Source organism: Deltaproteobacteria bacterium IMCC39524, assembly GCA_029667085.1.
Taxonomy (GTDB): domain Bacteria; phylum Desulfobacterota; class Desulfuromonadia; order Desulfuromonadales; family BM103; genus M0040.
Window position 1 is genome coordinate 1,072,127 of record JARUHJ010000001.1, and the last position, 23,930, is coordinate 1,096,056.

Annotated in this window: 19 protein-coding genes; all 19 read right to left on the bottom strand. The window is 45.1% G+C overall.

Annotated elements, in window-relative coordinates; genetic code table 11:
* Positions 1–2 precede the first annotated feature (2 nt).
* A complete protein-coding gene (locus P9J64_04995) occupies positions 3–1,931 on the bottom strand; it encodes a nucleoside-diphosphate sugar epimerase/dehydratase (protein MDG5467677.1) in 1,929 nt (642 codons plus the stop codon).
* Positions 1,932–2,117: 186 nt separating this feature from the next.
* A complete protein-coding gene (locus P9J64_05000; protein MDG5467678.1) occupies positions 2,118–3,311 on the bottom strand; it encodes a DegT/DnrJ/EryC1/StrS aminotransferase family protein in 1,194 nt (397 codons plus the stop codon).
* Between the two features lie 114 nt (positions 3,312–3,425).
* The gene (locus tag P9J64_05005; GenBank protein ID MDG5467679.1) at positions 3,426–4,067 is read right to left on the bottom strand and encodes an acetyltransferase; all 642 of its coding nucleotides are present in this window, start codon (positions 4,065–4,067) and stop codon (positions 3,426–3,428) included.
* A 3-nt stretch (positions 4,068–4,070) separates the two neighbouring features.
* The gene (locus P9J64_05010) at positions 4,071–4,676 is read right to left on the bottom strand and encodes a sugar transferase (protein MDG5467680.1); all 606 of its coding nucleotides are present in this window, start codon (positions 4,674–4,676) and stop codon (positions 4,071–4,073) included.
* Between the two features lie 11 nt (positions 4,677–4,687).
* Positions 4,688–5,905, bottom strand: a complete 1,218-nt coding sequence (locus tag P9J64_05015) for a glycosyltransferase family 4 protein (protein MDG5467681.1) — start codon at positions 5,903–5,905, stop codon at positions 4,688–4,690.
* Positions 5,906–5,918: 13 nt separating this feature from the next.
* Positions 5,919–7,064, bottom strand: coding sequence for a glycosyltransferase family 4 protein (locus P9J64_05020; GenBank protein ID MDG5467682.1), 1,146 nt, complete (start codon positions 7,062–7,064; stop codon positions 5,919–5,921).
* 18 nt (positions 7,065–7,082) lie between these two features.
* A complete protein-coding gene (locus P9J64_05025; GenBank protein MDG5467683.1) occupies positions 7,083–8,936 on the bottom strand; it encodes a hypothetical protein in 1,854 nt (617 codons plus the stop codon).
* A gap of 50 nt (positions 8,937–8,986) precedes the next feature.
* Complete coding sequence (locus P9J64_05030; protein ID MDG5467684.1) at positions 8,987–10,735, bottom strand: UDP-N-acetyl glucosamine 2-epimerase; 1,749 nt, start codon at positions 10,733–10,735, stop codon at positions 8,987–8,989.
* A gap of 17 nt (positions 10,736–10,752) precedes the next feature.
* Positions 10,753–12,252 (bottom strand): glycosyltransferase family 4 protein, encoded by a 1,500-nt coding sequence (locus P9J64_05035; GenBank protein MDG5467685.1) that lies wholly within the window; start codon positions 12,250–12,252, stop codon positions 10,753–10,755.
* A 53-nt stretch (positions 12,253–12,305) separates the two neighbouring features.
* On the bottom strand, positions 12,306–13,229 hold the full coding sequence (locus P9J64_05040) for a ketoacyl-ACP synthase III (protein ID MDG5467686.1): 924 nt from the start codon (positions 13,227–13,229) through the stop codon (positions 12,306–12,308).
* Positions 13,230–13,256: 27 nt separating this feature from the next.
* The gene (locus tag P9J64_05045) at positions 13,257–14,177 is read right to left on the bottom strand and encodes a hypothetical protein (protein ID MDG5467687.1); all 921 of its coding nucleotides are present in this window, start codon (positions 14,175–14,177) and stop codon (positions 13,257–13,259) included.
* A 1-nt stretch (position 14,178) separates the two neighbouring features.
* Positions 14,179–15,591: a glycosyltransferase family 4 protein gene (locus tag P9J64_05050; protein MDG5467688.1), complete on the bottom strand. Its 1,413-nt coding sequence runs from the start codon at positions 15,589–15,591 to the stop codon at positions 14,179–14,181.
* 47 nt (positions 15,592–15,638) lie between these two features.
* Entirely contained in the window at positions 15,639–16,790 is a 1,152-nt protein-coding gene (locus P9J64_05055; protein ID MDG5467689.1) for a DegT/DnrJ/EryC1/StrS family aminotransferase, read from the bottom strand.
* Between the two features lie 35 nt (positions 16,791–16,825).
* Positions 16,826–18,679, bottom strand: coding sequence for a hypothetical protein (locus P9J64_05060; GenBank protein MDG5467690.1), 1,854 nt, complete (start codon positions 18,677–18,679; stop codon positions 16,826–16,828).
* A 104-nt stretch (positions 18,680–18,783) separates the two neighbouring features.
* A complete protein-coding gene (locus P9J64_05065; protein MDG5467691.1) occupies positions 18,784–19,449 on the bottom strand; it encodes an acyltransferase in 666 nt (221 codons plus the stop codon).
* Between the two features lie 23 nt (positions 19,450–19,472).
* Complete coding sequence (locus P9J64_05070) at positions 19,473–20,462, bottom strand: Gfo/Idh/MocA family oxidoreductase (GenBank protein ID MDG5467692.1); 990 nt, start codon at positions 20,460–20,462, stop codon at positions 19,473–19,475.
* 199 nt (positions 20,463–20,661) lie between these two features.
* On the bottom strand, positions 20,662–21,978 hold the full coding sequence (locus tag P9J64_05075; GenBank protein MDG5467693.1) for a nucleotide sugar dehydrogenase: 1,317 nt from the start codon (positions 21,976–21,978) through the stop codon (positions 20,662–20,664).
* A gap of 427 nt (positions 21,979–22,405) precedes the next feature.
* A complete protein-coding gene (gmhB, locus tag P9J64_05080) occupies positions 22,406–23,011 on the bottom strand; it encodes a D-glycero-beta-D-manno-heptose 1,7-bisphosphate 7-phosphatase (GenBank protein ID MDG5467694.1) in 606 nt (201 codons plus the stop codon).
* 2 nt (positions 23,012–23,013) lie between these two features.
* A complete protein-coding gene (gene cysQ, locus P9J64_05085; GenBank protein MDG5467695.1) occupies positions 23,014–23,778 on the bottom strand; it encodes a 3'(2'),5'-bisphosphate nucleotidase CysQ in 765 nt (254 codons plus the stop codon).
* Positions 23,779–23,930: the final 152 nt, after the last annotated feature.

A 23,930-nucleotide genomic window follows, 5' to 3' on the forward strand; every position in this document is an offset into this window, starting at 1 on the left:
CACTAACCTTTATCAGATTGTCGAACCAATGGAACAACTTTTCCTATTGAAGAACCATTTATCGGATCAAACTTGCGGTAATCTTGAACAGTTGGCTTAAATTCAGGAACTATCTGCTGCAGGAGTAAAACCACTTTCTTTAGCTCTATGGCCTTTGCAGCAACAAATAAATGCTCCAACTGTTCGAGCGGAACAACACTCTCTTGTACCTCTGCCCTAGCCACACAAATCTTTTCATGACTTGTCCCGACGACCCCTTCACCTGCTAAAAGAAGTTCCTCATACAACTTCTCGCCAGGACGTAAACCGCTAAAAACAATTTCGATGTCTTCATAAGGTTTCAGCCCGGAAAGACGGATCAATTCTTCCGCCAAACTGAGGATTTTGACAGGCGCCCCCATATTGAGCAAGAAGATCTCACCGCCTACCCCCATACTCCCAGCCTGAAGCACAAGTTGACCAGCTTCCGGAATGGTCATGAAATAGCGGGTCACATCACGATGTGTCACAGTGACAGGACCACCCTTGGCGATTTGCTCCTTGAAGGTAGGGATCACACTGCCATTGCTGCCCAGGACATTGCCAAATCGTACTGTTACAAAATGAGTTTTGCTCCGCTGGGACAATGACTGTACGTACATTTCAGCGGCACGTTTTGTAGCTCCCATGACATTCGTTGGATTCACAGCCTTATCGGTCGAAACCATCACAAAATGTTTCACACCGAAAGCATGTGCGGCATCAGCTACGCGTTTGGTACCACGGACATTATTATTTACAGCCTCAGCCGGATTAACTTCCATCAAGGGGACATGTTTGTACGCTGCAGCATGAAAGACCACGTCTGGCATAAACTCGTCAAAAATTGCGTTCACCCGGGACCGGTTGCGAACATCTCCAACAATTGGGAATATTGCAACTTCCGTCTCTAATTGTCGCAATTCATTATCAATGTGAAAGAGAGGTGTTTCAGAATTTTCAAATAGAATCAATTTGGCGGGTGAAAACTTGATGATCTGACGACAAAGTTCACTACCGATGCTCCCTGCGGCTCCTGTCACTAGAACCCTTTGACCTTTCAGGTAGCTCGCGATACGAGCGGTTTCAAGGCGCACAGGATCACGGCCAAGTAGGTCCTCAAGTTCAACGTCACGAATGTTATTAACCGAAGCCGTCCCATCTATCATGGCTTCAACTCCCGGCAGCGTCTTGAAAGTCGTAAGACACTCTTCACAGCTTTTGACAATAGAACGAAGCTGTGCACCGGTTGCAGATGGAATCGCAATAATCACCTGATCAACACTTCTCGCATGGCAGATTTCAGCGAGATTCTCCTGTCGGCCAAGAACTCTAATCCCTTGGAAATTCTGTCCTTTTTTCAGGGGATCATCATCCACAAAACCGACGAGGCTCATATTGAGGCGGGGATTCGATCGGACTTCCCTGGCTATCGACTGTCCCGCGCTACCGGCACCCACGATAAGAATCCGTTTACCAGAAACATGATCGCGGGTTTGTGGCCTAAAATAGTTTTCCCGAAAAGCACGCACCAGAAAACGGATACCGCCAGAGAAAGTAAAGCAGATGAGCCAGTCAAGCAGGACCACAGTCCTGGGGATATTCGTCGCTCTGTAAGTGATGAATGCGTAAAGAAGTAAGACTAGCGAAGCGAGGACATTGGCCTGAAAGATCTTGACCAGGTCCGGCATAGAAACATAACGCCACCATCCACGGAAGGCATCAAACTTCCAGAGCACAACCAGCTTGATAACAATCACAGCAGGAAGCAGGTGATAAAACCTCTGGTAGGCTTCTGGAGGAATATTAAAATCGAAACGGAGTTGAAAGGCAGAGAAGAAGGAGCCAGCGACAATCACAAGCTGGAAGAACAGGATGACCGGAAGACGTTTTTCAATAAACCACTTAGACATTTGCCTCCCTCCAGAGCATCGACATAACCCTGAAGCTTAAAATATCAGTAGCCATAACCTAGTTAAGGCCACAGAAACAAACAAGTAAACCAAACAGACAACAACTACTCATCAGCAAAATTTGTCGCGCATTATCTCATCCACACTGATTAAATTCAACCTTTAAGAACGTGTGAAACGGCGCGTCTAATAGCAAGGCTTTCTTGTTCTAGTAGCTATTAACATGACCTTCTCTATAGCGTGTAACATAACGCGCAAGTTTTCCTCGAGCAGGGTGGGATGAACCATAAACATCAGACTGGTCTCGCCTAATTCACGGGCTATGGGTAATGGTCGCCGTGGCCCGAGCCCTACGTCACGGAAAGCCTTCTCAAGGTAAACTTCGCTGCAACTTCCGGAGAAACAGGGGACTCCTTCAGCTATGATTGCGCTCATAATACGATCACGACTCCACCCTTTCTTCAGCTGATCAGGGCGAACAAAAACGTAGTACTTATAGTAGCTATGGAAAACCCCTTCCGGAGGTTGAGCCGTGCGCAAAGCGGGTTGCCTTTTGAGTGCTTCATTGAGAATTGTGGCATTGCTTCTGCGAACGGCGACCCAATCAGTTAAATGCCGCAATTGGATGCGGCCGATTGCGCTCTGCATCTCAGTAAGCCGCAGGTTGGAACCGAAAGATTCGTGCAACCAGCGAAAACCGGGAGGATGCTCTCGCTTATACACAGCATCGTAACTCTTGCCATGGTCCTTAAAAGCCCAAGCTTTCTCCCAGAGCTCCAAGTCTTCAGTAACCAGCATCCCTCCCTCCCCACCAGTGGTCATAATCTTATCCTGGCAGAAAGAAAAGGCGGCCACATGACCAAGAGAGCCTACGGGACGTCCCTTGTAACGCGCTCCGTGGCACTGGGCGCAGTCTTCGACAACCTTGAGATCATGTTCATTGGCCAGCGCCATGATTGAGTCCATGTCACAGGGCCAGCCTGCAAGATGCACGGCGATAATGGCGCGAGTCTTATCGGTGATCAACGGTCGAATTGTTTCAGCAGTAAGGTTCTGGCTATCAGGATCCACATCAGCAAACACCGGGGTCGCTCCGCACATGACAATGCTTGAGGCTGAAGCAATGAAGGTGCGACAGGGAGTGATCACCTCGTCGCCAGGACCAATGCCGAGAGCCCTCAAGGCCAACTCCAAGGCAACTGAGCCGTTGGCTAAGGCTATGGCATGTTGGACACTGGAATACGCAGCAAATTCCTCCTCGAACGCACGCCCTTCATGACCGGTCCAGTAATTGACCTTGTTGGAGAGCAGGACCTTCTGGATAGCTTCGGCTTCCTCTTGGGTGAAGGATGGCCATGGGGGAAAGGGAATCTTCAGCATGAATTGTTTTCCTTGAAAAGTCTCAAGAGCGCCTCACATCTTCTCATTGCATCCATTATGGGGCACGAAAAGGCTCGGAGAAAATAATTCTTACCTGTTGGTGCGTGACGCGGCCTAAGCCTTTTCTCTGGCCGGGTTGCCTACCACAGTCATGCAGTCCGGCACATCCCAGATCACCACCGCACCGGCACCAACAGTCACATCTTCACCTATAGTCAAATTGGGAATAACTGTTGCCCCCGCAGCGACAAAGGAACCATTGCCAATGGTAACAGTGCCGCAAATCGTTGCTCCAGGTGCTATATGAATGTCATCTCCAAGAGTACAATCGTGATCAACGCTGGCACAGGTATTTATAATAGTATTCTTGCCGAAGCTTGTCGCCGAATTTATCGTAACGTTAGCCATAACAACTGAACCTTGGCCGATAGAAACATTTCGCCCAATCTTCGCCGAGGGATGAATGGCCGAAGTCAGGCTGAAACCTTGTCTTTCCAACCAGGCAGCCACGTCCCCACGCGCTTGGTTGTTGCCGATAGCAACAATCGCATTGCTTGCTGCATCGGCCTGTGACAACAGGTCATCTTTACCACCGATGATCAAATAACCAAAAAACTCTTGCCCCTTGAGAGAAGGGTCATCATCAACCAGAAAGGCAATTTCGTAGTCTCCCTGTTTCTCGATGATGTCGATTACGACCTTGGCATGACCACTGGCACCAAAAACAAAAATCTTTTCTTTCTCTTCACACCTCACAGCTCACACCTCACTGTCCTTGCTTCCCTTAAACTTTTCCATCGTCACTTGCCCAGCCTGACAGATTCCTTCACGTTTAAAAACTTTTATAAACGTCAGATAGAGAATCTTGATGTCCAACCAGAAGGATTGATTATCCACATACCAGACATCCAGTTCAAATTTTTCTTCCCAACTGATTGCGTTACGGCCATTGACTTGGGCCCAACCTGTGATCCCCGGTCTGATATCGTGGCGTCTAGCCTGTTCAGTGGAATAGAGGGGCATATACTCCATCAAAAGCGGACGTGGTCCGACAAGACTCATCTCCCCTTTGAGTACATTGAACAGTTCGGGCAATTCATCCAAGCTGGAACTACGCAGGAAGTTACCGAAAGGTGTCAAGCGTTCAGCGTCAGGAAGAAGTTGTCCGTCCGCACTTTTTGTATCGGTCATAGTCCTGAACTTAAACATCCGGAAAGCATGGCCCTGAAATCCTGGGCGAACCTGGGTGAAGAAAGCGGGACAGCCCAAACGGCGCAGCACTAAGACATAGAGGACAGCCAGCACCGGAAACAGGCCGATCAATAGGACTGCGGCGACGAGAATATCGAAGATGCGTTTGGCAATAAGTCCAATCATCAGCTTCCAGTCACCTTTTCACAGACCCGTTCCAGAGTTAGTGCCAACTTTTTCACGTCATGGATTTCGGCAACAAAAGCCCTGCCTTTTCGGCCCATTTCATTACGCTCTTCAACTGAGAGCGCAGCCAGTTGCTTGAGCGCATCAGCCATAGCAGCGGAATCCTCGGCAGGCACGACGATACCTGCCCCGGTTTCTGCAACAGGATTATTCAACGACTTGCCGCCAAAAACCACCGGCCGGGCCATAGCCATATAGTCGTAGAGTTTATTGAGCGACATTCCATACTTGTACAGCGGGCTATCTTTCAACGTGACAATGAACAGATCAGCAACTTGAAGAACATTATAGACGTCCACTTTGGGGGTCGGAGCATGGAAAGCGATTGATGTCAGACTTAAGTCCGTCGCCATCTGCTGCAAACGTTCCTTTTCCGGTCCGTCGCCATAGAACAGAAAACGGAACCTGTCCCCCAGCTCTTCTTTTTCCAGTAGACTGATGGTCATAATAACTGAATCTAGTCCGTTGGCGACACCGTGGGAACCGGCGTAAATCACTTTCAGTTGTTTACTTTCTGTTGCCGCATCGCAGGGCACCTGATCGACAGCAACACCGTTCGGCAACCAGGTGACTTTCTCTTCATCAATGTTGCCAACCTGGTTGATATAGGATACGGCCCCCGGCATCAGGGCGAGAATATGATCCGCTTCCCGGTAAAGGATTCTCTCCTGGCGTGCCATGATTTTCACCAGCGGATGCCAACTGGAGATATTGCCCAGATCGAGCAGAGTCTGCGGCCAAAGATCACGGATTTCCGCTAGGAACGGGACCCTCAGCTTACGAGCAAGAACAAGAGCGGCCATGGCACCGAACAGGTGCGGACTGGAACCGATGATCACATCTGGCTTCTCAAGTGTTTCGCTACCGACTCCAGACTTCACCCGTCGGGAGAAGATTAACATATTGAACAATCGCCCAACACTTCCTCGGTAAGCCGGGGTCTTCAACCACAGAAACGAGACATCGCCGTGCTTGCTGAACCTAAAACTCTCCCCTTCACGACAATGCTCATCTCGCTTCGTCCAATGGTTGAAGCTTGAGGCTATAATCGTCACCTCGTGACCAAGTGCCGCCAATTGAACCGCTTGATCATAGTGGCGGGTGCCGCCTGCACTCTCGGGGGAAAGAGCATAATGATTGATGAACCAGATTCGCATCGACTTACCTACCCTAACTCAGTTTCCGATAAATATCTTCGAGAATGGTCGACTCATTCTCCCAGTTCAAAATCTTAGTTGCCGCGACGCTGTTCCGTTGCGCCTGGGACAGAACCTCGGGATGATCCAGATAACGATTGATGGCGACGGCCAGACTTTTCGGATCGTTGTTGCTAAAGGTACTGCCCAATTCATAGGTCTCTACCAACTGGGCCATTTCAGGCAAATCACTGACGATAGTCGCCAAACCTGCATGAATATATTCGAAAAGCTTGTTTGGCAGGCAGAGTTCATAGCTCTTACAGATCGGCTCAATCGGCGACACGCCAATATCAGCACTCGACGAGTAACCGAGTAGTACTGCAGGGGCCACAGCGGGGTGGAAAAACACACGGTCACAAAGTCCCATTTCTGTCACCTGAGCAATCACGTCCTGCTTGATATGCCCATCGCCCATGAAGACCAGTACGCCGTTGTCTTTGACAAAAGGCATTGCAGAAACCAGGGTTTCAACGCCGCGCCCGGCGGCCACTGCCCCCTGATAGAGGATGATAGTCTTGTCAGCATCAATGCAGAACTCCTTGCGGAAAAGGTCCTTCTTTTCGACCTTCGCTAGTTCGGGGATATTCCTGATCACATGCACCTTGTCGACGCCAAACTCCTCTTCCAAAACCTTGGCCACGTGGCCACCGACAGAAATATTGACATTCGCCCTGCGAGCGATAAAGCGCTGCATAAAAAGGGCGGGCTTTTTGATGCAATCGGGAAACTTGATGATGCTGGAAGACCCGGACCAAAGCTCGTGAGAATCGTAAATCAGCTTAGCACCGGTGAATTTTGCCACGACATAACCAATCATAATCGCATTTAGATCATGCACATGCACGATATCCGGTTTAGAGCACAAGCCGCTGACGATCATACGCAGGAAAGCTTCAAAGTATTTCACCATCAGAATTAAATAATTCCGCCCCCAGTTTTTACTGACTAACGGGAACCTTTGTAGAGAATAGTTCTGCAGATTCTCCAGCTTGGGCAAACCATCACCGTAAAGAGCAAACACCTGCACTTTAAAGCCAGCGTCACGACCGACCTTACAGGCGCGCAAGACTCTGGAGTCGTTTGTAAAATCATTTAATACGATGTGCAGAAGTTTCATTCGTAAACCCAAGGAATCTTAGAGAAGGAGGTCTTCATCATCTTCAAGAACAATCGCTGCTGCTGACTTATCACTTTTCAAGCCAGTAATAATATCATTGAACAGATCAACTCTATCTCTCAGAAATTGGTAGTCACCGATCCCAATAACATCCAGGTCACATCCGACAATGAATCTGCTGTCATCATTGTATATTTTGATTTTGTTTAACACGGGAAACGTATTTGCCGTAAAGATGATTTTATAGCCTGCAAGCAAGGTTAAGTATTTATGGATAAATGGCTGCTCAAACGATGAAAACAGAGCGTAATCAATGACAACAATTTCTTTTTTATATATAAAGACGTACGCACTTAACATCAGAAACAGTGCTTCTTTCCCGATCTTATCGACCAGTGAATCGTCTATGAACTCATTCAAGTTTTCTTTTATTCGTTCTAAATCCAGAACATCTCTAAACTCTTCCAACAATTGCCATAGTTCATCAACTGCATCCTTGCCCTGATTCAGGCCAATTGAGTTTTCAAGCAAAGTCAATGTACTGACGAAATCGGACGAACCGTGGAAGTAGATATTGGAACCGAGACCTGCCCCCCCCTGATTTATGTTCTCTATAAGAAAACGTTTAATTTCAGGAGAAACCGGAGTAATTCTTGCGCCCGTCAAATGGAGTAGATAAGCAGGTTGCCCCACCACAAGTTCCAGTTGAGGCATAGAACCATCTATAAATAGTGAAGATTTGTCATTGACTGACAGAAGTTTTGGTTTTTCCTCATGCAAAGAATCCATAACACTCTGTCGTTCCGTCTCACAGACAAACTCATGATAAACCCTGACCGTCGGATAGAAGCGGCTGACACCTACCGCAATCGTAACAACCTTCCTTAAGCTTGCTCCCGAATATCTTAAAGCAATCAAAAACACCAGAATTGAAGTCCAGGACTCCGGATTACTCTCTATCGTCGATCCAAAAAGGAGAAAGAGCCAAACCATACTAATGGTAATGAATATCTGACTGACATAATTACTTCTTTGAGCAACGAGCATCCTTTCATAAAAAAGGCTCAGTACACTATCAACATTACTCGCATCAATAATCTTACCAATTGTCGCCTTGTCGTAATTTGGGTTTCCATTGCCCATCAAGAGCTCATATGTTTTGGTGAGTTCTCTGTTCAAAGAGGAAAATCCCGTCACATACGCACCCTGAATCACAGTTGACTTCTTGCTGATCAAATAGACTAACGCCATATAAATTAAAGCAACAGGCACAATAGATAAGGTGGCCAGGAAATAGAGTTTGATGAGGAGGGCCAATGAGACTAAAAAAATTAAAATCGGCTGAATAGCCTCCATGAGAAGCTTTAGAGAGACGGCCAAATAATTTGTATAGACAGTTGCAACGTGTCGGTGATCATGCTGTGGAGCCAGAAATTTGATACGCGAACTCAAATCGGTTCGGCGTGTAGCAAAATCTACAACACTGACTGCGCGAACCATTGCCTCTTTGTGAAAAGCTGCAGAAAGTGTATAAACACCTTTTTGCGACCAAAAGACGCAGTAAGCGCTCAAAACACCAAGAACAAGTGCCGCCCCCCCATAAAATAGTAGACCCTCAAGTCCATCAGGAACAGGGACGGAGTACCCTCGAAAAGCAAATTCTTTGCCGGATATTTGATAACGGGCGTATCCGATAAGAACCGCAAATGATGCTGCGACAGTACCAACGCCTAAGAAATTAGCCGTAAAAACCCAAAAAAAAGCTCTCTTTCTACCTTCGAGACCTTCCTTAAGAATCCAAACCGCAGTGTTCAAGAAGTTTTGTACGCCACCAAATGTCTTCTTAGCTTTACTATGGAAACCATGCACCATTAAGTTCTACCTATTAGAAAACCACTGTAAGTCGTGGTATGGCTCATTGACTATAAAAGAAGATTAAGCCTCTTTCTTGCCTTCATAGAAATAGCATCAGAGATAATTTGACGCGCTTCAAAGTCTGACTTTGGTTCTTCCGCCCATAAATGAGATCTGAATAGTATTAAAAAGTTTCTGCCATTCGTACTGATTTTTTCTGGATACTCAAACGTCTCTGTTGCCTCATCAGTGAATCGCCCACCAGAAAATTCCAAAAATGATTTTCCACCTGGACCTTCTACCAATATACTGTCTGGCCTGTAGCTAAATATTTTCTCAAAAATATCAACTTTATTTTCGTATATTTTTGACGCCCATATTTCACTGTCAGAGTTTTCATCCAGCTTAACCCTAAGTCCAACGTTATGTTTCATAATGCGAATATTTTTTATAGAATTTATGTTGTCCTCGGTTGCCAAATTATAAAAAGAAGAATCAACATCAAAAAAGAAAGTGCAGGTTCTATTATTTTCCAAAAGCACAGATGCCAACTGGTGGGAAGATTCCACATCGTAATCAGCGATGCATGCAATAGACATATGTGCCCACCTTTGGGATGATTGAGCTAAGAACTCTTCTAAATAATCATATGCAAACATTGACCGGTCTTCAGGCTGTGGCAAAGCCTGAAACATTCCAGACGGATGCCAAGCGCCTTCAGAAGTAATACCCTCTAAAGTGGATAGAATTTCATTGCCGATCTTAATGGAAGCCTCTCCATCACCAAAAAGACCCACGGGTTTACCTAGCGGTATTTTGAAATTTTCCAATGCACTCAAAATATCGCTTTCCCCACCAGGAATAACTTTGCACCAACCACTTTCCACGATTTCATTCCAACCTGAGTTCGGAAGAGGGACAATCGCCGGTCGACCGCCAAAAAAGGCTTCACGTGCCAACCCCCCGGAATCAGTAAAGCAAAGGGAACAAGCATCAAGCATTGATAAAATGTCAAAATAACCAAGGGGCTCGATCAACTTCAAACTCCCAGATGGCTCCCAATTCTTCTCCTTTAATATATTCCTAACCCTTGGATGTAGAGGCAAAACCACATCAATATCTGCATTATCTAATGCTCTTAATATTTCATCTAGTCGCCTAAATTCAGCCGTATTTTCGTTTCTGTGAATTGTTGCTAATATATAATCTCCTGTAATTCCAAAGTCACTAGGCTTGGCATAACTTCCACTTTCAATTTGTTTTTTCCCCCAGCAAAACAAATCATACATAGGGTCACCGACCCATCGAACCCTTTCAGGATTATAGCCTTCCCTCATTAGATAGCGATAAGCCTTTTCAGTTGAGGTTAAACACTTCCAGGCCAACTCATCAGTAACTATTCGATTGACTTCCTCTGGAGCTAGATTTCTTCTGTAATTTCGTTCTCCAGCCTCAACATGAAATAATGGGATATGCAGATGAGATGCAACCAGCGCAGCCGCTATTGTTGAATTAGTATCACCATAAACCATGACCGCATCCGGTGCCTGCTCCTCCATAATATGTCTCAATTTAGGCAACATCGCACCAATCTGGTCTACAATCGCACCTGAGCCCATTTGCAAATTTACATCAGGGTCTGACAAGCCAAGTTGCTCGAAAAAAACATCACTCAACATTTTGTCATAATGCTGCCCGGTATGAACAAAATATGTATTAATCTTTTTATCAAGACCGCTCTTTTTCCAAAGTTTATTAACAATTGCGGCTTTGATAAATTGAGGTCTGTTTCCAACAACAACAATTATTTTTTTCATAAGTCACTCAATAAAAGTCAAATGAAGCTTTTATATAATTCCAACAATTTACCTTCTTGGGCATCCCAAGAGTAGAAATCTTCTAACTTCTTTCGAGTTTTATCGTTTAATAAATAGGTCTTCCTATCTTTAACAATTCTTGTAATTGTTTTCGCAATACTCTCTGGATCAGTCTGATCCATCTTTAATCCGAGACTAAGAGATTCTACAAAACAAGTCATCTCCGGAAGGTCAGATACACACATTGGCAAACCAGCAAAGGCCATTTCAAACAATTTATTTGGCAGCGCATATCGATGATTCAAAGACACATCCTGAAAAGGGCAGATACCAACATCGCAGGTCGCTACAAATTGGGGGACATCTTTAGCTGGGACAGGATCAAGAAGATGGACCCTATCGCCTACAGAAAATTTCTCAGCAACCTTCAAAAGCCAACTATCATGGTCTTCCCGGCGAGGACCAACAACTGCTAAATGAGTATTAGGGATATAAGTCAATGCCTCCACAACCTTATGAAGGCCACGTGACTCTGTCCCCATAGCGCCTACGTAACCAACCAGAGGAATGCCGTTTGGAAGAGAACAAGAACTTCTGATATCTCCACTATCCAAAGGTTTCTTCTGCCTATCGTCGACCGAACGACCACGCAAATCGGGAGAATTCATTATCGTTACAGGCTGTTTTTTCTTAAATAGATCAAAGTGATAGTCTGATGAAGAGTCGCATACAGCTATCATTTCATCGACTTCAGGAAATAATGACTTTTCTAAATCCAATATGAACTTTTTCTTTTTTCCCCCATCGTCAGTAGGAGCTCTTTCAGCTTCAATTTCATGCGCATCAAACACGACCTTAGCCCCACAGCGACGAGCCAGGCCTATTGCAGCAGGGAGAGTAAACAAGTCATGTGCATGTATAACATCAGGAGAAATTTCGAAATCAAGGGATAGAAAATCATATGCATACTGATAGTATCTAAAAAAGAATAAATTATTATTTCTCCGCTCTCTATATTCTTTTATACCATCAACATATTCTTTCTTATAATTATTTAAATCTCTTAATTCATTTGTAAGATCATATTTTTTATCGAAAAACCGCCTAAACAACCTGAATATTTTTTTATGCTTGTTCTTGTTTTGACGTGTGCTTAAAATTAACTCTCTAGTCAAATCCATATTTTCTCTTGCACTATAAGCATTTTTTCTCTTCGAATAGACTGATGTCAGCTCATTTGCTAAAAACGCCTGATCATCGCCAAACAAAGACAAAACCTCATCATTCAACTCATAGTCTTTATCTTCGAAAGTAGGAAATCTTTTATATACAACATCATCTAGAATATTTTCATCAGGGGCATCTCCAATCAATCTGGCATACACACGTACATTATGTCCCTGCCGGGCAAGAGTATTTGCTTCCTTTATCACCCTTACATCGTTCATACAATTATTGACTACCAAGCAGAAAATATTTAATTTTCTATTTTCATCATTTACAACGCTTCCGTTCAACAAAACCTCCCCAAAAAGTTCTATATTAGATGATATTTCAAATGATAATATGGCTAAAGTTGTCTTTTTAAGACACCACTAGCCCAAGACAAGCCAACCCCAAAACCACTAATAACGATATTTTTCACAGAAGCATCCGCGAACTCATCCTGCAAAAGAATAGGTATTGTCGATGCACAACTATTTCCATAATCACCAATGGAAAAAGGGACCTTGGACAGATGCACCCCTAATTTACTTGCTATTTTCTCAACGATGACTTTACTGCCTTGATGAAGTAGATATTTATCAATCTCCTCCAAACTCAAGCCATTTTTTTCCAACATCGTCAAGATATCCGGCGGTACAGTCTTAGCCGCAAAATTAAAAACCGCACGGCCATTCATGTACAAATACTTTTCTTTAACAATAAGATTGTTGTAATCCTCACCTCTTGTGCCAAAAGTAAAAAGACCTGGAACAAAAACCGGATCAGTGGTGATATAAGTCGCGGCAGCCGCATCGCCAAACAACAACGCCGTCCCCTTATCCTCCTGGTTGACAACCTTTGAATATGGGTCGGCTGTTATCAGTAAACCCTTCGTAAAACCATTTACCACCATAAAAGCCTGAATAACTGACAAGGCGTAAACGAACCCGGAGCAGCCTAACGAGATATCAAAACATGCACAGTTGGCAGGCAGTCCAAGTCGGCCATGCACCAATGCCGAGGTATGGGGTATCTGATAATCAGGATTTTGCGTCACGACTATCAACGCTTCGATCTCAGACGCGTTTACTGCACTGCGTTCCAACAGATTCTCATAGGCCTTAATACATATATCGGCAGTATTTTCGTCTGCCGCCATCTGCGCAACCTTCTTTATGCCTGTCTTCTGCTCAATAAAATTATCATCGATGGAAAATTGTTTTTTTCTCCCATAATTGTCTATCCGTGTTTCGGGTATATAGACGCCTACATCTTTAATTCCTAGCATAGATATCCCACCTCTGAGAGCTAAGACCTACTTCTTAGGTCGCATAATTGAACGGAAATTTTTCACAAACAGACTATGATCCACAGCAAAGTTTCCAGTAACGGTCGCTCCCTCCGGAACATCTCTGGCCACAACCGCCCCAATGGTCACCGAAGCACCTGCTCCGATCGACAGACCGTTCGAAACGGTTGAGTTCGGGCCAAGATAAGCTTTATCACCAAGGGTTACACGACCGCTTAGCATCGAACAGGCTGCCATTTTCACACCCTCACCGAGGATGCAATCATGGGCCACATGAACATTATTATCGAAGGAACAATAATCCCCGATTTCTGTAAAAACCGCAAAAGTGCTTCGAGCAATTGTGACCCCCCCCAAGAAGACCCCCCCTCTGCCGATCCTTACTCCCCCAGCCTGCTTTAAAAGTTGAGGCGTGCCATCAATTGTAGAAATTTCATAGGCGTCGGTTCCGATTACAGTATTGGGGCCAACAATGCTGTTCTCCCCTATCACCGAGCGGGGCATAATAGTGGCGTTTGGCCCTACAACAACGCCATCACCAATTACAACATCGTGATCAGCGACATAGGCTGTTGGATGAATCTCGGCAGAACCTGCTATTTTCGAAGGGAAAGATGCCCAGTAATAATCATCCTCAAGGCAAAGAGCGGCATGGATTTTATAGGCAACCTGAACAGGCTCATCGGCCACGGCACACCCCAGGCCCTCCGGAACTTTATCGACTAGTTCAGCTGTGCAGATAACCCCGGAGATACTATCGATATTATTGTTGAGCTCTCTGAGATACCTGCCATTGGTAAAGGGGACTAACTTTCGCGATATCATTGTAGGCATCTTGCCCACGCAGAAGAACTCGCAATCACGCTCAATGTTTGCAAAATAAGTCGCAAAACCACTTAACTTTTTTTCTGAATTAGCAGCAAACATCTTACCCTCCCATCGCAATATTCTTATACAAACCCAGCAACTTATCTGCCTGAATCGGCCAACTGTATTCGGATTGAAGCACATCCCTATTTTCCTGTGTTATGACAAACTTCTCGCGATCCTTCAAAACAGCACGAACCGTCTCCGCTATAGAGCTCGGGCTGGTCTGATCCATAATCATGCCGACACCAAGTTTCTCGACGAATTTGGACATCTCAGGAAGGTCGGACACACAGATCGGTATCTCAGCAAAAGCCATCTCAAACAACTTATTGGGCATGGCGAACCGATAACTGAGGGTCGCGTCCTGAATCGGACATATTCCGACATCACATGTCCTGATGGCAGCGACAACGTGTTCGGGCGGTACGGGCTTCAACATATGCACCCGATCCTGTACCTTTGACCTGATCGCTGCATTTTTCAACCACTTGTCATAGGTTATATGGCGTGGTCCGAGCACCACCATATGCATATCGGGGAGTTTGGCCAAAGCTTCAACAACCTTATCCAGGCCTCGTGCTTCGGTACCTATCCCGCCAGTATAGATGAGCACTTTGTCATCATCACTCAAACCGGCCATCTTCCGCACATCACAGTCCTCGCCATAATCGATAGTTTCTGAAAATTCAGGAGAATTCATAACGACGAGGGGTTTAGATTTTTTGAAAATTTCATAGTAGAAGTCTGCCGCGGAATCGCAGACAGTAACCATTCTATCGACTTCTGTAAGCAGTGAGGCCTCCATAGAGGCAATAAAATCTTTCTTCTCTTTCGTCAATGGCGGGACACGCTCGGTTTCAATCTCATGGGCATCATAAATAACCTTGACCTTAAACTTGCGCCCCAGCGCAATGGCTGCGGGCAATGTATAAAGGTCATGGGCATGAATTATGTCTGGAGCAGTATCGAAATCGAGCGACATGAGATTTTCAGCATAGTCGAAATACCTCAAGTAAAACCTCGACTCTATGGCTTTTAGCTTGGCTTTATCGGTGATCTTGTTCGTTGTGGTTGAGGGCTTTTTATTCCTGCCCAACAGATTGACAAGGCGAGAATAGAAATGTTTTTTTATTCGTACATAGATTTTATACTTAAGATCGTAAACCACATTTTTGTATGCGCTCATCTCTTGCAAAAGAGATTCTATTTTGTTTTTTTCAGGACCAAAAACGTCCAGCACCTCAGCCCTGAGTGGTGTGTTAACATTTCTGAACGCTTTAAAGCAGTCGAAACGGACAAACTCGATACCATCGACCACTTCCCTGTCGGGAACCTTATCGGCCGCTCGTGCATAGATACGCACCCTGTAGCCGGCCGAAGCTAGCGCCCCAGCCTGCTTCAGCACTCTGGAATCAGCAGTGCAAGGGTTTGAGACGAGAGAAAAAATTGTCAGATCAGAATTGTTAGACATTTACAGGCTCTACCTCTTGAATAAAATGACTACTCATAAAATGGTCATTAAGTTCGAAATCTCTCACTTCTTATTTCTTTAATTTTCGCTGCGACTATCTGGACATCAGAATCAGGTATATATGGATACATGGGCAGACTTACAATCTGTTGTGAAACTTTCTCTGAAACAGGAAAATCACCTTCGGAATAACCCAGAACCTTATACGCCGTCTGTAAATGTAACGGTTTCGGATAGTAGACTGCCGTCGGTATCCCTCGCTCATCCAATTTTTTCTGTAGATCATCCCGATTTTCAATAACAATTGAATACTGAGCCCAGGCACTTCCATACCCTTCGGGAACGTGAGGCGTCACGACTCCCGGAACCTCTGATAAAAGCTCCGTGTATTTATCCGCCACCCGCTGTCGTGCTTCAATCTCATCGGGAAATATTTCCAGCTTCGGTAACAAAACAGCCGCCTGAATCGTATCCAGACGACCATTGATACCGATACACACGTTGTCGTACTTGTCCTTACCCTTACCATGTACCCGGATCGAGCACATGGTTTCAGCCAATTCGTCATCGTCAGTAAAAATAGCTCCGCCATCGCCATAACAACCCAACGGTTTAGCTGGAAAAAAGCTTGTTGTAGCAACATCGGCAAGGCTTCCAGCCCTACGTCCCTTATAAACACCACCAAACCCCTGCGCTGCATCTTCCAAAACGAACAGGTCGTGTTTACGGGCAATAGCATTGATCGCATCGTAATCGGCTGGTAGCCCGAACAGGTCGACGGGAATGATGCCTCTAGGAACTAGAGGTTGTTCGATGTTCATTTTTCGTTGTTCGAGGTTGGTTATTGCTTCATCAAGTTTCTGCGGATCGATATTGAAAGTTCTGGGATCGATATCGACGAATACCGGAGTCGCACCAAGTAACGAAATCACTTCGCCGGTAGCAACAAAGGTGAATGGCGTCGTAAAGATCGCATCCCCTGGCCCGACACCATAGGCCATCAAAGCCATCAGCAGCGCATCGGTTCCATTGGCGACACCGATGCAATGCTTAACACCAGTGAACTCGGCAAGTAGTGATTCAAGCTCACCAACTTCCGGGCCCATGATGTACTGACCATGATCCAACACCTTCTGAATCGCTGCATCAATTTGTGGTCTGATCAGTTTCTGTTGAGCTTTAAGATCTATAAAATTTATTTTTTCCATAAGAATCATTCCTAGTAATTTCAATGTCACATATTTAGTTTTGGTCTATACAAACACTGAACTTCTTTTCGTAATGGGCTTATAACTTCGCCAATATAAATGTAGTCTTCAGAAAAATGGATATTAAAATCATTAAGTATTGATTCTGACACATGTCTACGTCCTTGAGGTGAAGTTAAAACCCACGCCCTTTCTAACACCTCATTCGCAACGAAACTAAGTAAACTTCCAACATAAGCATTTGACCCGGGATAACCACCTATTAACCACGGCGCACCAGGAGTCATCGCCCCGAGGATATAGGCCGCTCCGGGACTGCCGCCGGTTAAATCAATCAGGGGGGTATCAATGACCCATCCAGAACTTTGTGCCACCTCTTTTAGTGTATTCACATAATTGCTTGTACTGGAATCAACATAAATTACTGAAGCAGCTCTTCCAACGGTCACCATTTCAGTTTGTTCTACAATAGGTGCGCATCTATATGGGTTCGAAAATGCGCCTTGAAAAATCAAGAGGACACTCACAGCGACAACACAGCAATAAACCTGAGATACGACAGACCGAGAATTCATCTTTCCAACAATAAGGGTAAGGCATAGGGCTGCTGATACAAAAAAAACAAACCCTCCAGAAGCATGACGTAGCAGGCCGGTATTGGACCCAAATGCATAAGCAAATGGGCCCAACATTATACAAGTAATTACCCATATCAGATTTATTGAATATGATTTGCAGATTTGAATGTTTGGGTAACCCCGAATACTGTAAAGCGCTACCGATACGACTGTTGTAAGAACTAAAAGAATACCAGCTATACCGAGATACCGACCATAGTCAACTCCACCTGACCAGAAATCAGCTTGCAATCCACCCCACCAAACGAACACAAATATACAAACAATAGAAAAGTCTTTTACAGAGTTTCTAAACCTTTCTGGGATCAAGCAAATGACCAAGACAATCAGAGCTAAGATTCCCCACCACATACCGTGAATCTTGTAAATACGAAAAGGAATCGACATGATATCAGCAAAGGAACGAGATACTAAAGAGCCAAAGTCATTTCCACCGCCGATAATATGAATTAGATCAAGCCCATTTTGAATTTTAATAATAAAGGTACTGAGTCCCTGTTCGAAAAAAAGAATATGAAGACAAAAAAAAGAGATTAGAGAAATACCAGAGATCACAACAAACCTAAATATTCTTTTGCGATTACTTGAAGACAAGACCCAAACAAAACCAACGACAGACAGCATAGCGGATGTTGTAGGCTTAGCCATAAATGCCAACCCCACACTTAAACCAAAGACAATACTTCCACAGAAAAATAACTGTCCCCGTTGAGTGGTACGATCAGTAACAGAGGTGTTAAGTAAAGTCGTTAGCAGAAGGCCCGAATAGGCTAATAGACATGAAACAAGAGCCAGCCAGTTATACCCTGGAGTTGGTAACCACCAAGCGTAGAAGCATAATGCGGCCAGAAGGGTTGTACAGATTCGAGAAAATTTGATTAACAAACCATCCCGAGTGACTAAATCTTCAAAAAAGACAAATTCAAGGATTATCGAGTATAGCGTTGTAATTATTATCAATAAGAGTAGACCAAGCAACCTAAAGGAGTCGAGGTCACCATCAACTAAAGAGTAAAGGATACCGGTGTAAAAACCAAACTGGGAAACAGAAGCAACCAGAGTCGAGGGTGATCCTGCCGAAAGCAGGTAAAGAGATTCATCAGTAATATCTAACCCACGGTCCAGATTAATGATTAACTTTGAAACCAAATAAAGAAAGGTAAGGATGGGAATAATCGCAAGGAAATTGCCAAGGCTGCTCGGGCCAGCTAAAGAAAACTTATTCCAGTGTGAAATTTTCATAAAAAAATCATATGAACTCTAAAAAATATCGTTATGACAATATCTGGAAACCTTCGAACAAGAGAGGGACTCCACAATAACTAGCCTAATCCGTCAGAAGTTACTTATTTTAGATCTTCATAAAAAATACTTCCTTTTGACATTTCTTCAGGTAAAGATGCTTCCTCATCAAGATCGAGGCAACGAAGAGATTCTGTTGATTGCTTATCGTTTGTTGTTACGAATTGATATCGAAGTCCGCTCTCGGGGCAAAGCATAACTCCATCGGCATCGGATTTTTTGAGCATATGCCCATGTCTGCTCATCCATCCCTTTTGACGTGCCGGGACACCAATCATCAGGGCATAATCAGGCACATCCTTTAACACTACGGCACCGGCCGCGATAAAAGAATAACGGCCAATTACAATACCACTTGTAAGAGTTGCATTTGCTCCAATAGAGCATCCACGACGTAACAGAGTCTTTTCGTACAGTGACCGCCTGAGAACCTGAGATCGGGGGTTGGTGACATTGGTAAGCACACAGGAAGGCCCAAGAAAAACATCGTCCTCTATCGTGATACCTTCGTAAATAGAGACATTATTCTGAACTTTTACGTTATTACCGATAACAACGTCATTGGCGATAAAAGTATTTTGCCCAAAGCTACACCTTTCGCCAATTTTTGCACCTGGCATCACGTGGGAAAAATGCCAGATCTTGGTTCCGGAACCAATCTCGGCACCCTCATCAACATAGGATGATTCGTGAACAAAAAAGTCAGACATATAACTACCTCTTCATAGGCACTTTAGCGTTTAGCAACCAAAGGATGACAGTGCTCACTATCAATTGGAGTAGCAATGGAATTCCTCAACTCATAGACTAAGTTGATGGAGGGTCTAGCATCTTCCAAGCCAAAGCCTCTGCCAGCCAGGATCTCCTGGTAAACAATGGTATGTAAATCGGTGAACCCTTCAGAGAATTCAAACTCTTCACCATCAACAGTAATCGAACGGTACGTGGCCTTACCGGCAGCCACAGCCTCTGCTGGCAAATCGTTACGGTCTACCGAAAGGAACCAACGTACATTGGCTTTCTCAAGTTCAAGAAAACCAGCTGTTCTGCCATCTTCAGCCAAATGAACTTCGTGGTGTTTGGCTTCGCCGAAAATCCACATCAACATATCAAAGAAGTGAACCCCTATATTACTGGCAACTCCACCTGATTTTGAATGGTCACCCTTCCATGACGTAAAGTACCAACGACCGCGCGACGTCATGTAGGTCAGGTCGATTTCGTACTTCTCTTTTTTCTTTGCCTTGGCAACTTTCTCTTTTAACTCAATGATAGAAGGGTGTGTTCTCAACTGCAGAATATTGTAGATTTTACCGCCAGTTTCTCTCTCAATTTCTGTAAGCGCATCAACATTCCAAGGGTTGAGAACAATAGGTTTTTCGCAGATAGCATCAGCGCCTGAACGGAGGGCAAAACGAATATGAGAATCATGGAGATAGTTCGGCGAGCAGATACTCACGTAGTGAACTCTCTGCGCCTCCCCCTGACGATGCAATTTGTCCACATGTCTGTCAAAACGTTCAAATTCGGTAAAAAACGCAATGTCCTGAGAGAAGCTATCAAGGATACCAACCGAATCCGAAGGGTCCATTGCGGCAACAAGCTTATTCCCTGTATCTCTAATCGCTTTCATATGTCGAGGCGCAATGTAGCCCCCGGCCCCCACCAATGCAAAGTTCTTAGGCGCCGTGTTTTCAAGCTCTTTTAAATTCTCATCATTCATATTACGTTTTCCTCTTTATTATTTGAACTCAAGATCATTTTTGGTGCGCGTTTACGACGTTTCTATTTTATTAGCACTCTGCCAAACCTCTACGGCTGTAGTTTACGAGTCTTTAAAACGATAGAAGCACAGATGTTAATTTATGAATCATACCCCTTCAGCGTTCATCAATATTCCATAAATTCTCTAAGCCTCTGAGCTACAAACTCCAGTAGCCCAAGCCTGCTTTCACAACGTCCTCGCGCTGCAACACACCCTTCACATCCATCACCACTCCGGGTCCATTACCGTTACGACAAAGTCGCTTCAGATCTTCGGGAATAATTTTCGCAAAGGCAGTATGGGCAACGGCCCAGATAATCCCATCAACAGGGGCAAGCCCTTCCAAATCCACCAGACCGAAACCATATTCATGCTGCACCTCAGCAGAATCGGCCATAGGATCGTGCACTAAAACCTCAACGCCATACTCCTTGAGTTCAGTTACGATATCAACCACCTTGGTATTGCGGATGTCGGGGCAGTTTTCTTTAAAGGTCAAACCAAGCACCAAGATCCGAGCGCCCTTAACCGCCTTGTCGGCAACAATCAATTGCTTGACAGTTTGTTCAGCAACGAATTTGCCCATGCCATCGTTGATGCGCCGGCCAGCGAGGATGACTTGAGGATGGTAGCCAACCTGTTCTGCTTTGTGCGTAAGATAGTAGGGATCGACACCGATGCAGTGACCACCGACCAAACCAGGGGTAAAGGGGAGAAAATTCCACTTGGTACCGGCCGCAGCAAGGACATCGCGTGTAGAGATATCCATACGGCCAAAGATCAGCGCCAACTCGTTCATCAAGGCAATATTCAGGTCACGCTGGGTGTTCTCGATCACCTTAGCTGCCTCGGCAACCTTGATGCTGGCAGCGCGATGCACACCGACAGTCACCACAAGTTCGTAAACCTGGGCGACAGTTTCCAGAGTTTCAGCATCCTGCCCTGAAACCACCTTGATGATCTTGTCAACGGTATGGACTTTATCACCCGGATTGATTCGCTCAGGTGAGTAACCGACCTTGAAATCAACACCACACTTCAACCCAGACATTTCTTCAAGAATCGGTACGGCGACCTCCTCAGTCACCCCAGGGTAAACAGTCGACTCGTAGACAATAATACTGCCTTGCGCCAGGTTCGACCCAATCATGCGACTGGCCGATTCGATCGGTCGCAGGTCGGGATTATTGTTGCCATCGATCGGAGTTGGTACTGTGACGATAAGGAACTGTGCGTCTTTAAGCCGCGCCGGTTCAGTGGTGTAATCAATCTGTGTTGCAGCCAGCTGCTCCAAGGTCAGCTCGCCGGTGGCATCCATACCATCACTCAATTGTGCCATTTTACGTTCGTCGATATCGAAACCGATCACATCAACCTTGTGGCCGAAAGCAGCGGCCAAAGGAAGACCGACATAACCAAGACCGATGACGGCAATTTTTGCTTTACGATTCACGATTGAGTCGATTGAAATCACAGTTGGCACCTTCAAATCTTCATTCATCTAAAGTTATCCCCCAAAAAGAATAATTTTTCTTTATATGTTTCGTGAAGGCTAAGAGTCAAGAGAATGTTTCAATACCAGTCGATTTAATCTGAAAGAATGACAGTCAATCGGATTTAACGTTGCAACACTTTGGTTACGAGAGGCAGATTCTCCATATTAACCAAACAACAGAGCCTTTCAGAATCAAAACTTCCACAACCAGGGGCTACAAGTTTTTGCATATAAAAACTAAAAACACTCAATCGGTTGTTTGCAACTGTAGGAGTGGCTACGGCAGCAATACAGAGAACGGACTTCAAGTACAAGATTTCAAAGTGTCAATCAGCCTCTGGTGTTATTTGGGGATTCCGAAGAGTATGTGCTCGTAGAAGGACTAAACTAAATTTTTTTGAAGCTATCAGCACCCGTTCAAGTCTTCCATTATCAACGACGCCGCACAACCAAGATCTAAACATCTCTTCACGGCCTCGGTTACCAACTTGGACGATGTCGCTGCTCCATAGCCGGTCAATACCAGCAGAGTCTTGCAACCAGCTCTTTGACCGGCCTCAATATCTGCTAATTTGTCACCGACCATATAAGATTTGGACAAATCGATATCATGTTCACGGGAAGCTTGCAACAACATGCCAGGGTTGCCTTTCCGACAGTTGCAGGCGGCCTTGTAAACACCAAGACCTTTATCGGGGTGATGTGGGCAGAAATAAAAATCGTCAATTGACGTACCGTAACCAGCTAGTTCGGTTTGAATGTGCTGATGGAGTTGATTGACAGAGTCTTCGTCAAAATAGCCCCGTGCAACACCGGACTGGTTACTGACGACAATCACTAGAAAACCAGCATCTTTCAGTTTTTTTATCGCTTCGGGGGCACCAGGAATGAACTCGAAATCTTCGATTTTATGAAGATAGTCCTTCTCGATGTTGATGGTACCGTCACGGTCGAGAAAAACGGCTCGACGGGTGTGGTCATTTTTAATGATTGAGACAGGAGGATGGCTCAAAGTTACCTCAACCTTCCCGACACTATGAAATAAGGATTGAGCAGGTTTTGTTTATTGTATACAAGTGCTTGGCCATTTGACTGAAGGACAGTTCCCCCGGCAGCTTCGACAACTGCATGCCCTGCCGCCGTATCCCACTCCATAGTCGGCCCCAGGCGTGGATAGAGGTCGGCCAGGCCTTCAGCAACGACACACAGCTTGAGAGAACTACCCACCGGCATTGCCTCAGCGACCTTGATGTCCTTCAGATAAGCCTCAAGATCAGGTGAAGGATGCGAACGACTCATGACCACCGTCAACCCAGCTTCTGGATCCGCCTCACGCACCATTATTTGTTCCGGCTTACCCCCAGCCTCCAGCCTCCAGCCTCCAGCCCCCAAAGTCCCATAATACATCTTGTCTTGAACCGGGACATAAACAACACCGGCAAACGGTCGGCCATCTTCAATCAAAGCTATATTGACCGTAAATTCCCCATTGCGTTTGATGAATTCCTTGGTGCCGTCCAACGGATCGACACACCAGAATCGTGACCAACCCTTACGCTCTTCATAAGGGATATCAGCGCCCTCTTCTGACAGGATGGGGATTTCCGGAAAATGTTGCCTCAAGCCAGCAACGATCACCTCATGTGAAGCCTTGTCGGCAGCAGTTAAAGGCGACTGGTCGTCTTTCATTTCGACTTCGATTTCACCATCGTAAACGGACAAAATGGCCTTGCCAGCTTCTTTGGCGATTCTGCATACTTTTTTTATGTCGATTTTCATTTACATAACTCAGTTGTCAGTTGTCAGTTGTCAGTTGTCAGTTGTCAGTTGTCAGTTGTCAGTTGTCAGTTGTCAGTTGTCAGTTGTCAGTTGTCAGTTGTCAGGTGTCAGTTGTCAGTTGTCAGTTGTCAGTTGTCAGGTGTCAGGTGTCA

Bases quoted from the DNA above. Each gene is read 5' to 3' on its own strand.
- P9J64_04995 (MDG5467677.1), bottom strand. From the start codon at position 1,931: ATGTCTAAGTGGTTTATTGAAAAACGTCTTCCGGTCATCCTGTTCTTC.
- P9J64_05000 (MDG5467678.1), bottom strand. From the start codon at position 3,311: ATGCTGAAGATTCCCTTTCCCCCATGGCCATCCTTCACCCAAGAGGAA.
- P9J64_05015 (MDG5467681.1), bottom strand. From the start codon at position 5,905: ATGCGAATCTGGTTCATCAATCATTATGCTCTTTCCCCCGAGAGTGCA.
- P9J64_05020 (MDG5467682.1), bottom strand. From the start codon at position 7,064: ATGAAACTTCTGCACATCGTATTAAATGATTTTACAAACGACTCCAGA.
- P9J64_05025 (MDG5467683.1), bottom strand. From the start codon at position 8,936: ATGGTGCATGGTTTCCATAGTAAAGCTAAGAAGACATTTGGTGGCGTA.
- P9J64_05030 (MDG5467684.1), bottom strand. From the start codon at position 10,735: ATGAAAAAAATAATTGTTGTTGTTGGAAACAGACCTCAATTTATCAAA.
- P9J64_05040 (MDG5467686.1), bottom strand. From the start codon at position 13,229: ATGCTAGGAATTAAAGATGTAGGCGTCTATATACCCGAAACACGGATA.
- P9J64_05045 (MDG5467687.1), bottom strand. From the start codon at position 14,177: ATGTTTGCTGCTAATTCAGAAAAAAAGTTAAGTGGTTTTGCGACTTAT.
- P9J64_05050 (MDG5467688.1), bottom strand. From the start codon at position 15,591: ATGTCTAACAATTCTGATCTGACAATTTTTTCTCTCGTCTCAAACCCT.
- P9J64_05060 (MDG5467690.1), bottom strand. From the start codon at position 18,679: ATGAAAATTTCACACTGGAATAAGTTTTCTTTAGCTGGCCCGAGCAGC.
- P9J64_05065 (MDG5467691.1), bottom strand. From the start codon at position 19,449: ATGTCTGACTTTTTTGTTCACGAATCATCCTATGTTGATGAGGGTGCC.
- P9J64_05070 (MDG5467692.1), bottom strand. From the start codon at position 20,462: ATGAATGATGAGAATTTAAAAGAGCTTGAAAACACGGCGCCTAAGAAC.
- cysQ (MDG5467695.1), bottom strand. From the start codon at position 23,778: ATGAAAATCGACATAAAAAAAGTATGCAGAATCGCCAAAGAAGCTGGC.